10 protein-coding genes are annotated in these 14,936 nt (G+C 66.7%); 3 read left to right on the top strand and 7 right to left on the bottom strand.

The window, feature by feature from the left end; translation table 11 throughout:
* Nucleotides 1-13: 13 nt before the first annotated feature.
* Nucleotides 14-2,275 carry a DUF6049 family protein gene (locus tag AB0I10_RS10565; RefSeq protein WP_363151992.1) on the bottom strand — a complete coding sequence of 754 codons (2,262 nt, stop codon included), beginning with the start codon at nucleotides 2,273-2,275 and terminating at the stop codon, nucleotides 14-16.
* Between the two features lie 243 nt (nucleotides 2,276-2,518).
* Here AB0I10_RS10565 and AB0I10_RS10560 point away from each other — a divergent pair, with 243 nt between their 5' ends.
* Nucleotides 2,519-3,994 (top strand): CCA tRNA nucleotidyltransferase, encoded by a 1,476-nt coding sequence (locus AB0I10_RS10560; RefSeq protein ID WP_363151991.1) that lies wholly within the window; start codon nucleotides 2,519-2,521, stop codon nucleotides 3,992-3,994.
* A gap of 112 nt (nucleotides 3,995-4,106) precedes the next feature.
* Here AB0I10_RS10560 and AB0I10_RS10555 read toward each other — a convergent pair whose 3' ends face one another.
* The 4 genes from AB0I10_RS10555 to AB0I10_RS10540 form a co-directional block, all read right to left on the bottom strand.
* The gene (locus AB0I10_RS10555) at nucleotides 4,107-4,418 is read right to left on the bottom strand and encodes a hypothetical protein (protein WP_363151990.1); all 312 of its coding nucleotides are present in this window, start codon (nucleotides 4,416-4,418) and stop codon (nucleotides 4,107-4,109) included.
* A gap of 346 nt (nucleotides 4,419-4,764) precedes the next feature.
* Complete coding sequence (locus AB0I10_RS10550; protein WP_363151989.1) at nucleotides 4,765-6,024, bottom strand: MFS transporter; 1,260 nt, start codon at nucleotides 6,022-6,024, stop codon at nucleotides 4,765-4,767.
* A gap of 79 nt (nucleotides 6,025-6,103) precedes the next feature.
* Nucleotides 6,104-7,186, bottom strand: coding sequence for an inositol-3-phosphate synthase (locus AB0I10_RS10545; RefSeq protein WP_363151988.1), 1,083 nt, complete (start codon nucleotides 7,184-7,186; stop codon nucleotides 6,104-6,106).
* Nucleotides 7,187-7,232: 46 nt separating this feature from the next.
* Nucleotides 7,233-7,913, bottom strand: coding sequence for a PadR family transcriptional regulator (locus tag AB0I10_RS10540; protein WP_363151987.1), 681 nt, complete (start codon nucleotides 7,911-7,913; stop codon nucleotides 7,233-7,235).
* Nucleotides 7,914-8,661: 748 nt separating this feature from the next.
* Here AB0I10_RS10540 and AB0I10_RS10535 point away from each other — a divergent pair.
* On the top strand, nucleotides 8,662-10,908 hold the full coding sequence (locus AB0I10_RS10535) for a transglycosylase domain-containing protein (RefSeq protein ID WP_363151986.1): 2,247 nt from the start codon (nucleotides 8,662-8,664) through the stop codon (nucleotides 10,906-10,908).
* 134 nt (nucleotides 10,909-11,042) lie between these two features.
* Nucleotides 11,043-12,524 (top strand): glycosyltransferase 87 family protein, encoded by a 1,482-nt coding sequence (locus tag AB0I10_RS10530; RefSeq protein ID WP_363151985.1) that lies wholly within the window; start codon nucleotides 11,043-11,045, stop codon nucleotides 12,522-12,524.
* A gap of 99 nt (nucleotides 12,525-12,623) precedes the next feature.
* On the opposite strand, the gene AB0I10_RS10525 is transcribed toward AB0I10_RS10530, so the two are convergent.
* Nucleotides 12,624-13,655 carry an alanine racemase gene (locus AB0I10_RS10525; protein WP_363151984.1) on the bottom strand — a complete coding sequence of 344 codons (1,032 nt, stop codon included), beginning with the start codon at nucleotides 13,653-13,655 and terminating at the stop codon, nucleotides 12,624-12,626.
* Between the two features lie 67 nt (nucleotides 13,656-13,722).
* A complete protein-coding gene (locus tag AB0I10_RS10520) occupies nucleotides 13,723-14,841 on the bottom strand; it encodes a peptidoglycan bridge formation glycyltransferase FemA/FemB family protein (RefSeq protein ID WP_363151983.1) in 1,119 nt (372 codons plus the stop codon).
* Nucleotides 14,842-14,936 lie beyond the last annotated feature (95 nt).

Here is a 14,936-nt window from a genome sequence, read left to right as displayed (position 1 = left end):
GCCCCGCCATATATCAACGGTCCACTTTCTCACCTGAGCCGGACGGGCCGGAGTTTTCCGAACCAGTGTCCGGCGTGGGGTCACTCGGCTGCTCGGGCTGGTCGCCGTCCGTGCCGCCGTTGTCGCCGTTCGTGCCTTCATCGTCGGCGGGACCCTCGCCGTCGTCGCCCTCGGACCCGTCTTCGGCGCGCTGGGCGGCTGCCCGCTTGCGCTGGAGGTAGATCCGCACACCGGCGAGGACGAGCAGCAGCACGCCGCCGGCGATGACGAGCATGACCGTCGCGGTGATCTCGGTGACGTTCACCTGGAACGTCATGGGGTCACCGTAGGGCTTGCCGTCCGAGGTGTAGAGCTGAGCGGTCACCCACGCGCGGCCGTTGGCGTTCGCCGTGGTGTCGAACTTGAACGACTGGCTGTGCCCGCCGTCCACCTTGATCCGCTGCGGCTTCCCCACGTCCAGACGGTTGGACTGCGAGGAGCGCAGCTCCAGCGTCATGTCCTCGACGCCCTGGACAAGGTTGTTCTGGACCGTCACCGGAATCGTCGCGCTGCGCCCGGAGAGCGTGGCGTCCGACTTCTGGATCAGGTGCACCTTCTTGGTCAGGCCGTCGAGGTAGCTCCGCACGGAGTTGCGGTACGCGGTGGCACCCACGGCGTTACCCCGCCACTCCGTCGACATCTCGCGCATTATGGCGTTCCCGAACGGGGTCACCACGCGCTCCGGCTGGGCCAGGATCACCTGGAAATCGTCCAGTGCGGACTGGGTGTCCTGGATCTGCCGGAAGGCATCGGTCGGCAGTTCCTGCCTGCGCAGCGAGGCCGGGTAGGCGGCGCTGCTCGGCACCCGGCGGGTGGCCGCGCGGTCGGGCTCGGCCTTCGCCGCGCCGCTGAGGTTCAGGGGCTGTGTCCAGCGTCCCGACTCCAGAGCCCGCAGGGCAGCGGCCATGGCCTGGGCCTGACCGGCCGAGGGCATGCGCTGTGGTGCGACGACGATGCTGCGTTGCCGGTCCGGGGCCTGGAGGTTGATCATGTGGGTCTGGGCGAGGAACTTCTGGACCGCGTGGGTGGCGTCCCCCGGCTTCGACATATCGCCCTCGAAGGCCTGGGAGAGCCCTCGGTCCGCGACGATGGCGGTGTTGCCGCCGCCGATGGGTCGGGCCGCCGTCGGGGTATAGGGCAGTCCGCCGGCCTCTCGGAGGCTGTCGCTGCGGGTGATGACGTTGTGCGCACCCGCCGAGGTGGCGACATCGACGATCGAGTTGTCGATGGCTCCGTTGACGGGCCAGGCGAAGTCCGTGCGCGGCTTGACACCCAGGATCGTGTCTACGGTCTTGGCGGAGAGTTCGGTGGCCGGGCCGAGGTGGCTGAGCGCGCTGGGGACGCTGCGGCCGTGGTGGGCGAGCGAGGCCAGGTCGGGGTCGGCGAACGGCAGCGCGATGACCTCGTGCGTCTTCACCGCCTCTTCGAGGTCGTTCAGCCACTGCTTGGCGATCGCCTGGTTCGTGCCCGTGGGGCCGTCCGGGCCGTTGACCTTGTACGCCTTGGTCATCGCGTCGACGGTGGCGAGCAGGTCGGGGTCGATGACGAAGGTCACCGGCAGGTTCTTGCCGAGCGCCACCATCTTCTGCAGACGGCCTCCGGGCGCGATCTCCGCGGCGAGGTCGTCGTTGCGGAAGACCGGCGTCTGTTGGGCGTCGGCGTCGGTCTCGGCGGTGAGATGGGTGGAGGAGATCAGCGGCCACAGGTAGGTGAGCTGGGTCTTCTTGTCGGCGTCCGCTTCCTGCCAGGGCAGGAAGGTGCGGTCGATACCGAGTAGCTGCTCGTAGGGTGCGGCCTGAGTACGTCCGGACAGAGAGACCCCGACCTGGTACACACCGTCGTCGCCGAGTTCGAGGTCCTTGACCGGCACGCTGAGCGTGAAGGGGCGGCTGGCGCCGGGCTCCAGCTTGCCGATCTTCGCCGTGTGCCCCTTGATCTCTTCGCCGTCCACACTCGCCAGGTAGCCGGTGCGCTTGGACGCCGACTCGATGGCGCTGCGGCCGCTGAGCGAAGAGCCCCGGTTCATTCCTACATGCGCGTCGGTGACCGGGGTGCTGCCGTCGTTGGTCAGCGTGCCGGAGACCGTGACCTTGTCGCCCTTCGCGGGAGCGGACGGAGACATCGCATCAATGGTGACGTCGACCGTGCGGGAGCCGGTCGGGGCCGCCTGCGCGGAGGGGGCGTGCGAAACCTGGAGCAGCCCTACGAGCAGGGGCGCTCCGGTGAACAGCGCCACGGTCCTTCGCAGCCATCGACCACGCGGCCGTTCAGTGCCCTGGAACCCTGCCGCCTCGGCCACGCGCTCGCCCGTCCCTCGTCGTCGTCAGTGGTCGTCGGATTGTGCGTCCACGAATGGTAACGAGGCCCGCAGCGGCGTGGTGCCGGGGACTGCTCCACATGATCGCGGGCGGACGGCCGGAAGCCCGTCACCTTATTTAGGTGACGCTGCGCGCGGCGCGGCCACGTACCCTGTTCTGTTGTGCCGAACGCCAACAATGACATCGCCGCCCCGCAGCCCGAGCGGACTCCGCAGTCGACGAACGCGCTGAACCATGTACAGCGCCGTGCCGTGAGCGAACTGCTGCGGGTGTCCCCCGTCGCGGACGACCTGGCCCGCCGATTCCAGGAGGCCGGGTTCACGCTTGCCCTGGTCGGCGGTTCGGTCCGCGATGCGCTGCTCGGCCGGCTCGGCAACGATCTGGACTTCACCACCGATGCCCGTCCTGAGGACGTCCTCAAGATCGTCCGCCCGTGGGCGGACGCGGTATGGGAGGTCGGCATCGCCTTCGGCACGGTTGGCTGCAAGAAGAGCTCGTTCGACATCGAGGTCACGACCTACCGTTCCGAGGCATACGACCGCACCTCGCGCAAGCCGGAGGTGTCGTATGGCGACTCCATCGAGGAGGACCTGGTCCGCCGTGACTTCACGGTGAACGCCATGGCAGTACTCCTGCCGCAGAAGGAGTTCGTCGACCCGCATGGTGGTCTGGAGGACTTGGCAGCCCGCGTTCTGAGGACACCGGGGACGCCTGAGGAGTCCTTCTCCGATGATCCACTGCGGATGATGCGTGCGGCCCGCTTCGCTGCCCAGCTGGACTTCGAGGTCGCCTCCGAGGTCATCTCCGCCATGAAGGCGATGTCGGAGCGCATCGAGATCGTCTCCGCGGAGCGGGTGCGGGACGAGGTGAACAAGCTGATCCTGGCGCCGAACCCGCGCAAGGGGCTGCGGCTGCTCGTCGACTCGGGTCTGGCCGACCGGGTGCTGCCCGAGCTGCCGGCGCTGAGGTTGGAACGTGACGAGCATCACCGTCACAAGGATGTCTACGAACACTCGCTGACGGTCCTGGAGCAGGCGATCGACCTCGAAGAGGACGGGCCCGATCTGGTGCTGCGGCTGGCGGCCCTGCTGCACGACATCGGAAAGCCCAAGACGCGGCGTTTCGAGAAGGATGGCCGGGTCTCCTTCCACCACCACGAGGTGGTGGGGGCGAAGATGACCAAGAAGCGGATGACCGCGCTGAAGTACTCCAACGACATGGTCAAGGACGTCTCGCTGCTGGTGGAGCTGCACCTGCGCTTCCACGGCTACGGAACCGGTGAGTGGACGGACTCGGCGGTCCGTCGGTACGTACGGGATGCAGGCTCGCAGCTGGAGCGGCTGCACAAGCTGACGCGCTCGGACTGCACCACCCGCAACAAGCGCAAGGCCGGTGCCCTGTCGCGTGCCTATGACGGGCTTGAGGAGCGCATCGAGCGGCTGAAGGAACAGGAAGAGCTGGACGCGATCCGCCCGGACTTGGATGGCAACGACATCATGCAGATTCTTGACATCGGCCCAGGGCCGCAGGTCGGGAAGGCGTACAAGCAGATGCTTGAGCTGCGTCTGGAGCACGGTCCGATGGACCGCGAGGCGGCGGTTGCCGCTCTCAAGGAGTGGTGGGCCGCGCAGAGCTGATGTTTCACGTGAAACAGGCGAGCGTTGAACCGCCATGTTTCACGTGAAACGAGGGGGCGGTGTTTCACGTGAAACACCGCCCCTTCGTTGTATCCGAGTGGTTCGGTTCGCTCTACTTCACGTCTGTCAGGCAGAGCACGAACTTCTTGCCGGAGCCCCTGCGACTGCGCTGCTGTTCGCCGTAGGGCGTGGTGCCCGGGGAGCAGAGAGTCGTGTCGGTGGTGTCCGGATGGACTTCCTTCACCTTGTACTTGGCCTCCGAAGTGCCGCAATCAACCACCTGGAGATCGGGGTTGATGGTGTTGCCGTTGTTCTTCAGGCAGTCCCCAACCTCAGCGGTGTCGGCGTCGTCCCAGCTCATCACCCAGATAACTCCAGCGAAGATCACGGCGATGATGAGCCCGATCACCTTCAGGATCGCCATGGGGGATCGGCGCTTGGGAGGCTGCGGCGGGGGAACGGGTGCCCCACCCTGCATGTAGGGCTGCTGTGGTGCCTGCGGGTACCCCGGCTGGGGCTGCTGTCCATACGGGACTTGCTGCTGGGGGTACGCGTAGCCGCCCTGAGGCTGGCCGTACGGAGCTTGCGGTGCTTGCGGATACGGGTTCTGCCCGTACGGCTGCTGACCGTACGGATTCTGGCCCTGAGGCGGCGTCGTCATGCGATTCCCCCGATATTGATGTGTACAGGCTCGTGTAGGACGCCCGTAAGGTATCCGGTCGGGTTGCCGCGCCACGGGCTGGGTGCCCCATCAGCAGGGGGTGTGACCCCTAGCGGCGCCCAAAGCGGACCAATCCCGCGACGACCGTCGCGTAGACGGCGGCCACAACGACTATCAGAACGGCTGACTTACCGTTCGGCGGCAGCATGAGGGCAGCGACTGCTGCCGCACCGACGAAGGCAACGTTGAACAGAACGTCGTAGATGGCGAAGATCCGGCCGCGGAAGGCATCGTCGACCGACGACTGGACCACGGTGTCTGTGGAAATCTTGGTGCCTTGTGTGCTGATGCCGAGCACAAACGCGGCTGCCAGCATTGGCACAGGAGCGAAGAGCAGGCCGAGTGCAGGCACCAACACCGCGCCCAGGGCGGCGCAGCAGGCGATCCATCCGAAGGGGGTGAGTCGCGCGATCGCCCAGGGTGTGATGAGGGCGGCTGCGAAGAAGCCCGCCCCCGACACCGCGACGGTGATTCCGAGCAGGGCGAGGCCGTCGGATTCGTTGTCGGTCCAGGCGTACCGGCACAGCATCAGCACCATGACCGTCACGGCTCCATAGCAGAAGCGGACTATGGTCATCGCGGTCAGCGCGTGGGCAGCGGAGCGCCGCTCCGCGAGATGGCGGAGGCCGTCAGTGAGCCCCCGTACGGTACTCAACAGGGCTTCCCGCAGGTGTGGTTGGAGACGCGAGGGATCGGGGCCGAGGAGCCCGGGCGCCATACGCAGAGCCGTGAGGGCCGAACAGAGATAGAGGGCTGCCGCGAGCAGGACGATGACTGCGTCCACTTCCGAGCCGACGAGGCGAACGGCGAAGGCGAGCCCGCCTCCTGCAGTCGCGGCGAGCGTTCCGGCCGTGGGAGCAAGGGAGTTGGCCATGACGAGCTGCTGTTCACCGTCGACCACACGGGGGAGCGCGGCCGACATCCCGGCCAGGACGAAGCGGTTCACGGCGGTCACGGAGAGGGCCGAGACGTAGAACAGCCAGTCGGGGACACCGACCACCATCAGTGCTGCGGTCACGGCGGCCAGCAGTGTCCGCAGCAGATTCCCGTACAGGATGACTTGGCGGCGGCGCCAGCGGTCGAGCAGCACACCGGTGAAGGGGCCGAGGAGCGAGTACGGGAGCAGCAGGACGGCCATGGCGGAGGCGATGGCCGTGGGCGAGGTCTGCTTCTCGGGTGAGAAGACAACGAAGGCGGCGAGCGCGACTTGGTAGACGCCGTCGGCGGCTTGGGAGAGGAGCCGTGCGGCCAGGAGGGATCGGAAGTCCCGTAACTGGAGTAACACGCGGAGGTCGCGCACAGCATGCATGAGACACAGCCTCACACAGCCCGCAGGCCCCCGGGCGGAAATAGCCGGGGGCCTGCGTGGAGAGGATTCGGCGGGCGCGTCAGCGCTCGACGTCACCCTTGATGAACTTCTCGACGTTCTCGCGTGCCTCGTCGTCGAAGTACTGCACCGGCGGCGACTTCATGAAGTAGGACGACGCGGAGAGGATCGGGCCGCCGATCCCCCGGTCCTTGGCGATCTTCGCGGCACGCAGGGCATCGATGATGACGCCCGCGGAGTTCGGGGAGTCCCAGACCTCGAGCTTGTACTCAAGGTTCAGCGGGACGTCACCGAAGGCGCGGCCCTCAAGGCGGACGTAGGCCCACTTACGGTCGTCCAGCCAGGCCACGAAGTCCGACGGGCCGATGTGGACGTTGTCCTCGCCCAGCTCACGGTCCCTGATCTGGGAGGTGACGGCCTGCGTCTTGGAGATCTTCTTGGACTCCAGGCGCTCGCGCTCAAGCATGTTCTTGAAGTCCATGTTGCCGCCGACGTTCAGCTGCATCGTGCGGTCCAGGACGACGCCCCGGTCCTCGAAGAGCTTGGCCATCACACGGTGCGTGATCGTGGCGCCGACCTGGGACTTGATGTCGTCACCGACGATCGGGACACCGGCCTCGGTGAACTTGTCCGCCCACTCCTTGGTGCCGGCGATGAAGACCGGGAGGGCGTTGACGAACGCGACCTTGGCGTCGATGGCGCACTGCGCGTAGTACTTCGCGGCGTCTTCAGAGCCGACAGGGAGGTAGCAGACCAGGACGTCGACCTGCTTGTCCTTGAGGACCTGGACGATGTCGACCGGGGTCTCCTCGGACTCCTCGATCGTCATCCGGTAGTACTTGCCCAGGCCGTCGAGGGTGTGGCCGCGCTGGACCGTCACGCCGGCGTTCGGCACGTCGCAGATCTTGATGGTGTTGTTCTCGCTGGCGCCGATGGCGTCCGCGAGGTCGAGGCCGACCTTCTTGGCGTCGACATCGAAGGCGGCCACGAACTCGACGTCGCGGACGTGATAGTCGCCGAACTGCACGTGCATGAGGCCGGGCACGCGGCTGTTCGGGTCGGCGTCCTTGTAAAACTCGACGCCCTGTACCAGCGAGGCGGCGCAGTTGCCCACGCCGACGATGGCTACGCGAACCGAACCCATTCCGGTTGCTCCCTGTGTTCTCGATGAGGTCCTGCGCAGCAGGCCCTCATGTGGTGGTGTCATCAGACGGATCCGGCCGGGAACCACCCCGGTGCCGGGGTAGGCCGCCCGTATCTCCTGACTGGTCCTTCTTGCCCTGCTCTGCGGGATCCGGTGCGCGTTGATCGCGCCCGGCGCGCTCACTCTCGATGAGCTCGTTCAACCAACGGACTTCGCGCTCCACGGATTCCATGCCGTGGCGCTGCAGTTCGAGGGTGTAGTCGTCCAGCCGCTCGCGGGTCCGGGCCAAAGAAGTGCGCATTTTCTCAAGGCGCTCCTCCAGCCGGCTGCGGCGGCCTTCCAGCACGCGCATCCGGACGTCCCGCGACGTCTGACCGAAGAAGGCGAAGCGGACGCCGAAGTGCTCGTCCTCCCACGCATCCGGTCCGGAGTGGGCGAGCAACTCTTCGAAGTGTTCTTTGCCCGATGCGGTCAATCGATAGACGATCTTCGCTCGGCGCCCTGTCAGTGCCGCGGCGGGTGCGCCCTCCGGGGTGCCGCCCGTCTCCTCTATGAGCCAGCCGTTCGCGACCAGCGCCTTGAGGCAGGGATAGAGGGTGCCATAGCTGAACGCACGGAAGACCCCGAGCGAGGTGTTGAGCCGTTTTCGCAGCTCATAACCGTGCATCGGGGACTCGCGGAGCAGGCCGAGGACGGCGAACTCAAGGATGCCGGAACGTCTGCTCATCCTCCACCTCCTTGGCCTCGTGCGTTCTTTATCTCGTGCTGATGTATCGACTCGATACATCCAGACGATAGAACGGTGGCCTGGGTGGGACAAGCGGGGGGACGGTGAACGGCGTCACATCACCGATTCGTGCTACGTAACCTGACGGATTTGGAGTGAATTTCAACACTGGGCAGGTTTTGGCCGTGCGTAGTCTGTGCGGCATGCAGAATGCCGGGAACCGTGGGCCGATACGTGGCGTCCCTGTCCTCGGTGTAGTGCGGCTCGCGCGTCAGGAGCGGGTCGTACATCGGGGGGACCTGAAGACAACTGCCGCCTTCAGGCGACGAGATAGCGCGCCTGCCCGAGGAGTATCCGTTCCATGAGCGAGCACCGTCGCAAACCGCCACAGCCGCAAGGTGGCGGACGTGCCGCGGCCCGACGCGCCGCGCAGCAGCCAACAGGGCGCCGTGCCACACGCGGCTCCGCCGTCGGTCCTGCGCCCGGCTCTGAGCCGCACAGTCAGGAGCGGTCGTATGGAGGGCGGGCCGAGGCCCGCCGAGCCGCACAACGTGGTGCCCGCCGGCGGGCACCCGAGGACGCGGCGATGGCCTCCGGCGGCGGCCGAGGCGGTCGACGTGGTGGAGGCCGTCGCACGGGCGGTGGCGGACATGGGCCCGAGGGAGGACGCGGTCGGGGCAGCGGCACGCCTGCCAAGAAGCGTTTCATCGACTACCCACGGTTCAACCGCACCGGCTGGCGCCGCTTTGTGCCGTCCTGGAAGCAGGTCACCGGCCTGGCCGTCACCTTCATGGGCCTGATCGTCGGAGCGGCTGGTGTCGCGCTGGCCCTGGTGCACGTCCCCAGTGAGAGTGACGCCGCCAAGCAGCAGAACAACGTCTACCTCTGGGCCGATGGCAAGGTCATGGCCCGGGACGGTCAGACAAACCGGCAGAACGTCAAGATCGCTGACATTCCGCAGGAGATGCAGTGGGCGGCGATGGCCGCGGAGAACGCGTCGTTCAGGACAGACTCGGGTGTGGACCCCATGGGTATCGCGCGCGCACTGTTCAACATGGCCAGGGGGGGCGACACCCAGGGTGGATCGACCATCACCCAGCAGTATGTCAAGAACGCGATGCTGACCCAGGAGCAAACCCTTGACCGCAAGGTCAAAGAGCTGTTCATCTCGATAAAGGTCGATTCGAGGATGAGCAAGGACGAGATCCTGCAGGGCTACCTGAACACCAGCTACTACGGTCGCGGGGCCTACGGGATCCAGGCAGCGGCGCAGGCGTACTACGGGAAGGACGCCTTCGACCTGGATCCGGCCGAGAGCGCCATGCTGGCGACCGTGCTCAAGGGCGCCGACCTGTACGACCCGGCCGGCGGTTCGGGTCCGAACTCGTCCAAGGCGGAGAACACCAAGCGCGCCAAGCTGCGGTGGAAGTGGATCCTCGACCGGGAGGTCGAGGTGAATTTCATGGACAAGAGCGAGCGGGACAAGTACCGGAAGTTCCCCAAGCCCATCACGCCGAAGCCGGTGGCCAGTAAGACCGGTCAGATCGGCTACCTGATGGACACCGCGAAGAAGTACGTGCTGAAGCACTCCAGCATCAGCGAAGCGCTGTTCGACAAGGGTGGCTACACGATCCAGACGACCTTCGACAGGTCCAAGGTCGACAAGCTCACCGCTGCGGTCACGAAGGTCAACAAGCGGTACATCAACCCGAAGCAGCGCACGAAGGACAATTACGTCCAGTTCGGTGCGGCGTCCGTGGTACCAGGAGACGGAAAGATCGTCGCCCTGTACGGCGGTGACGGCTACGACAAGGGTCACTTCAGCAATAACGCCGACACCTTCGGTGTGCCGGTCGGTTCCACCTGGAAGCCGTTCGTTCTCGCGGCGGCGATGAAGCACGGTACGACCGCGAGCGGTGGGCGGCCGATCCCCCAGACGAGCAAATACAACGGTGACGACCATCTCAAGGTGAAGGAAGCGAACGGCGAATACGTCACGAAGAGGGATAACTCGCCCTTCTACCAAGAGAACGAGAGCGATCACCCCTGGGGCTATATCTCCTTGACCAAGGCCATGGAGCAGTCCGTCAATACCCCGTTCGTTCAGCTCGGCATGGATGTCGGGATGGACAAGGTGCGGGACATGGCGAAGGCCTCGGGGATCTCGGAGGAGAGCTTCGACAAGAACCTCAACCCGTCGTTCGCGCTGGGTACCTCCACGCCGAGCGCGATTCGGATGGCCGATGCCTACGCGACCTTCGCTGCCTCGGGGACGAAGGTCGAGCCGTATTCGGTGACCAAGGTGACGCGTGAAGGCGTGGACGAGTCGGGCTTCGAGAAGCCCGAACAGGAGTCGGCGATGGATCCCAACATCGCCAATAACGTGACCGAGGTGCTGGAGAACGTCATTCAGAACGGCACGGCGAAGGATGCGAGGCGGGTGGGCATTCCGGCGGCCGGCAAGACCGGTACCACCGACGAGAACAAGTCGGCCTGGTTCGTCGGCTACACCCCAAAGCTCTCGACGGCCGTCACGATGTTCCGTGAAGACCCGAAGAACCCCCGCCAGCTGTCCATGAACGGGGTCGGTGGCTTCGACTCGATCCACGGTGGCGCACTGCCGACCGAGGTCTGGACCGAGTACATGCTGCAGGCCAACATCGGCTCGAAGGAATTCCCTCCGGCCGAGAGCCTCGGGTCGCCGGTGGACCAGGCGGGCATGCCGGCTCCCACACCGACGCCCACGCCGTCTCAGGAGCCGTCCGAGACGCCTTCCGGGACGCCGAGTGAGTCCGCGTCCCCGAGCGGATCGCCGAGCCCCAGTCCGTCCGAGACGTGCTCCACCTGGGACGTCAAGTGCGAGGACACCGGTGGGACGACAAATGGCGGCGGTAACGGACAGGGCGGTACCACAGGAGGGGAAACGAGTCCGTCGCCCGACCCAGACCCGGGCGGTGGCAATGGTGGAGGCTTGTTCGGCGGTAACGGCTCCTAGCAATCGCCGACTGTTTCACGTGAAACCGAGCGACTGTTTCACGTGAAACGCGGAGCAATGAAGCCCCCGACCCGGCTCGACCGGGCGGGGGCTTCGCCGCGTTCGGGCAGGGGGCTGTACGGCAGGATGGGGCCATGACGAGCGTGCGACAGGACGAGCCCGTACGGCCGACGCAGCGGGACGAGGTGGCGGCGGCCGGAAGCGAGCTGATCGGAGGGCCGATCGGCCGGCGTGCGCTGTTCGGAACGAACTGGCTGACGCCGGTGCGGATCATCGCGCTTGTCGCCATCGGTATGTTCGCGCTCGGCATGGTGCAGAAGCTGCCTTGCTACAACGGTGGATGGTTCTTCGGTGCCACGACCCAGTACACCCATGCCTGCTACTCCGACATCCCCCACCTTTATGCGGGACGGGGCTTCGACGACGGGCTGATCCCGTATTTCGACCGGCTGCCCGGCGACATGGAGTATCTCGAGTACCCCGTGCTGACCGGTGCCTTCATGGAGGTCGCCTCCTGGATGACCCCACACGGAGGGTCCATCCAGCAGCGCGAGCAGATCTACTGGCTGGTCAACGCCGGCATGTTGATGATCTGCGCCGCCGTCATCGCTGTGTGCGTGGCCCGGACGCACCGGCGCCGCCCTTGGGACGGTCTCCTTGTCGCCCTGGCGCCGGCCTTTGCGCTCACCGCCACCATCAACTGGGATCTGCTGGCGATCGCGCTGACCGCCGCGGGGATGCTGATGTGGGCACGGAGCCGGCCCCTGGCGGCCGGCGTCCTGATCGGGCTGGCGACCGCTGCGAAGCTGTACCCGGTGCTGCTCCTGGGGCCGCTGCTGATGCTGTGCTGGCGCTCGGGAACGTGGCGCGCGTACGGAAGAGCCGTGGTGGGGGCCACGGCATCGTGGCTTGTGGTCAATCTGCCGGTGATGATCACGCACGATGCGGCCGGATTCCACATTCGGGAGGGCTGGGCGAAGTTCTACACCTTCAGCCAGGAGCGGCCCATCGACTTCGGATCGATCTGGCTCCTGATCTCGCAGCGCACCGGCAACCCTCTGGAGAACGCCAACACCTACGCCACCTTGCTGATGATCCTGGGCTGTGGCGCCATCGGACTGCTGACCCTGTACGCGCCGCGGCGGCCACGCTTCGCCCAGCTTGCGTTCCTCGTCGTCGCGCTCTTCATCCTCACCAACAAGGTCTACTCGCCGCAGTACGTCCTCTGGCTGACCCCGCTCGCCGCGCTGGCCCGGCCCCGCTGGCGGGACTTCCTGATCTGGCAGGCCTGCGAGGTCATGTACTTCCTGGGCATCTGGATGTACCTCGCCTACACAGGCAACGGCGACAAGCATCAGGGGCTGCCGACGGAGGGCTACCAACTGGCCATCGCACTACACCTCTTGGGCACGCTCTACCTGTGCGCCGTGGTCGTACGGGACATCCTGATGCCGGAGCGCGATGTCGTCCGCAGGGATGGGGACGACGATCCGTCGGGCGGCGTCCTGGACCGGAGACCGGACGTATTCGTGCTCGGGCGGGCCTACCACGAGCCGCGGCATGCGCTGCACTTCGAGGGGCAGCCACGGGTGCGCTGGGGCGTAGTGCGGGACTGAGCCGCCAACGGCCTGGAAGGAACGGGATGGGCCCGGTGCCGCAGATATGCTCTGCGGCACCGGGCCCATGGCGTTTCTGGGGAGCCGGGTTCGGTCGGCTCAGCGGTCCACGATGCGGTCGTACTGCGTAGTGGTGTGCCGGAGATGGGCCACCAGTTCCTCGCCCACCTGTGGCGCAGGGGCATCCGCCGGCACGAACAGAATCGACACCTGCATGTGCGGGGGCTCCGCGAACCAGCGTTGCTTCCCGGCCCACACGTACGGCGCCAGGTTGCGGTTGACGGTTGCCAGGCCGGCGCGGGCCACGCCCTTGGCACGCGGCATCACACCGTGCAGAGCCTTGGGAGCCTCCAAGCCGACGCCATGCGACGTGCCGCCGGCCACCACGACCAAGTAGCCGTCGGAGGCGGCCTTTTGCTGGCGGTAGCCGAAACGGTCCCCCTTCGCGACGCGCGTGACGTCGAGCACCGAGCCGCGGTACTCGGTGGCGTCGTGGTCACCGAGCCACAGGCGGGTGCCGATCCGCGCGCGGAAGCGGGTCTGCGGGAACTGCTGCTGGAGACGGGCGAGTTCATCGGCCTTGAGGTGGCTGACGAACATGGTGTGCAGCGGGAGGCGGGCGGCGCGCAGCCGGTCCATCCAGCCGATGACCTCTTCGACCGCGTCGGACCCGTCGGTGCGGTCCAGCGGCAGATGGATCGCGAACCCTTCGAGCCGGACGTCCTCGATGGCCGCGGCCAGCTTCGGCAGGTCCTCCGGTGAGACACCGTGGCGCTTCATGCTGCTCATGACCTCGATGACGACCCGGGCGCCGACCAGACCGCCCACGCCCTCGACCGAGGAGACCGAGCGGATCGCCCGGTCGGGCAGCGGCACCGGCTCCTCGCCGTGCCGGAACGGGGTCAGGACGAGCAGGTCGCCGCTGAAGAAGTCCTTGATGCGGGCAGCTTCGTAGGTCGTACCGACCGCGAGGATGTCGGCCCCGAGGCGGGTGGCCTCCTCGGCGAGGCGCTCATGGCCGAAGCCGTAGCCGTTGCCCTTGCAGACCGGGACCAGCCCGGGAAACTGCTGGAGAACGCTCTGCTGATGCGCCCGCCAGCGCGCGGTGTCGACGTAGAGGGTGAGCGCCATGGCCGGGCCCGGAACCTTTCTCGTGGCTGGGGTGTGTTCAGGGGGTGCGAGTGGTGCGGTGGAGCGGTCAGCGACGTGCCATGTAGATGTCGAACGCCTTGTGCAGAAGCTTGTTGAGCGGGAAGTCCCACTCGCCGAGGTACTCCGCTGCCTGCCCACCTGTGCCGACCTTGAACTGGATCAGGCCGAAAAGGTGGTCGTTCTCGTCCAGGGAGTCGCTGATGCCGCGGAGGTCGTAGACCGTGGCGCCGAGCGCGTAGGCGTCGCGCAGCATCCGCCACTGCATCGCGTTGGAGGGCCGGACCTCACGCTTGTGGTTGGCGGAGGCGCCGTAGGAGTACCAGACGTGGCCACCGACGATCAGCATTGTGGCGGCTGCGACGTTCTCGCCCTCATGGCGGGCGAAGTACAGCCGCATGCGGTTGGGGTCCTCGGAGTTGAGGGCCGTCCACATGCGCTGGAAATAGCCGAGCGGCCGCGGCCGGAAGTGGTCGCGCTCCGCGGTGATCTCGTAGAGCCGCTGCCATTCGTCCAGCTCTTCGTAGCTGCCCTGGACGACCTCGACGCCGGCCTTCTCGGCCTTCTTGATGTTGCGGCGCCACAGCTGGTTGAAGCCCTTGTGGACATCCTCAAGGGAGCGATTGGCCAGCGGCACCTGGAAGACATAGCGGGGCTGCACATCGGCGAAGCCTGCGCCGCCGTCCTCGCCCTGCTGCCAGCCCATGCGGCGGAGTTTGTCAGCGACCTCGAAGGCGCGCGGCTCGATGTGGGTCGCTTCGACGTCCCGCAGGCGCTTGACGTCCGGGTTCTGGATGCCGGACTTGATCGCCGCGGCGTCCCAGCGGCGGATGATGACCGGCGGGCCCATCTTCACGGTGAAGGCGCCCTGTTGCTTGAGGTGGCCGAGCATCGGCTGCAGCCAGTCCTCCAGGTTCGGCGTGAACCAGTTGATGACCGGGCCCTCGGGGAGGTACGCGAGGTAGCGCTTGACCTTGGGAACCTGGCGGTAGAGAACCAGGCCGGCGCCGACCAGCTCGCCGGCCTTGTCGAACCAGCCCAGGCTCTCCGAGCGCCACTCGGACTTGACGTCCGCCCAGGCCGGGACCTGCATGTGGCTCGCCGCGGGCAGGCTCTGGATGTAAGCCAGATGCTGCTCTCGGCTGATGGTCCTCAGGGTCAGGCTCATGTCGGGGCGCTCCTCGGCAGGTGTGTCCCCAGTGTCGGGGCTCCGGCTCTCGCGCCGAAGCCTACTGTGAGCGGGGAGCGCCCCGGCTGAGCCGT

Origin of the sequence: Streptomyces sp. NPDC050636 (assembly GCF_040654775.1) — a bacterium.
GTDB lineage: Bacteria > Actinomycetota > Actinomycetes > Streptomycetales > Streptomycetaceae > Streptomyces.
The sequence above is the reverse complement of the archived record's forward strand: the minus strand, read 5'-3'. Positions and strand labels throughout refer to the sequence as shown.

What these genes read in the sequence shown, in the direction of transcription:
- AB0I10_RS10530 (WP_363151985.1), top strand. Translation starts at nt 11,043, where the DNA reads ATGACGAGCGTGCGACAGGACGAGCCCGTACGGCCGACGCAGCGGGAC.
- AB0I10_RS10550 (WP_363151989.1), bottom strand. Translation starts at nt 6,024, where the DNA reads ATGCATGCTGTGCGCGACCTCCGCGTGTTACTCCAGTTACGGGACTTC.
- AB0I10_RS10520 (WP_363151983.1), bottom strand. Translation starts at nt 14,841, where the DNA reads ATGAGCCTGACCCTGAGGACCATCAGCCGAGAGCAGCATCTGGCTTAC.
- AB0I10_RS10540 (WP_363151987.1), bottom strand. Translation starts at nt 7,913, where the DNA reads ATGAGCAGACGTTCCGGCATCCTTGAGTTCGCCGTCCTCGGCCTGCTC.
- AB0I10_RS10525 (WP_363151984.1), bottom strand. Translation starts at nt 13,655, where the DNA reads ATGGCGCTCACCCTCTACGTCGACACCGCGCGCTGGCGGGCGCATCAG.
- AB0I10_RS10555 (WP_363151990.1), bottom strand. Translation starts at nt 4,418, where the DNA reads ATGGCGATCCTGAAGGTGATCGGGCTCATCATCGCCGTGATCTTCGCT.
- AB0I10_RS10545 (WP_363151988.1), bottom strand. Translation starts at nt 7,186, where the DNA reads ATGGGTTCGGTTCGCGTAGCCATCGTCGGCGTGGGCAACTGCGCCGCC.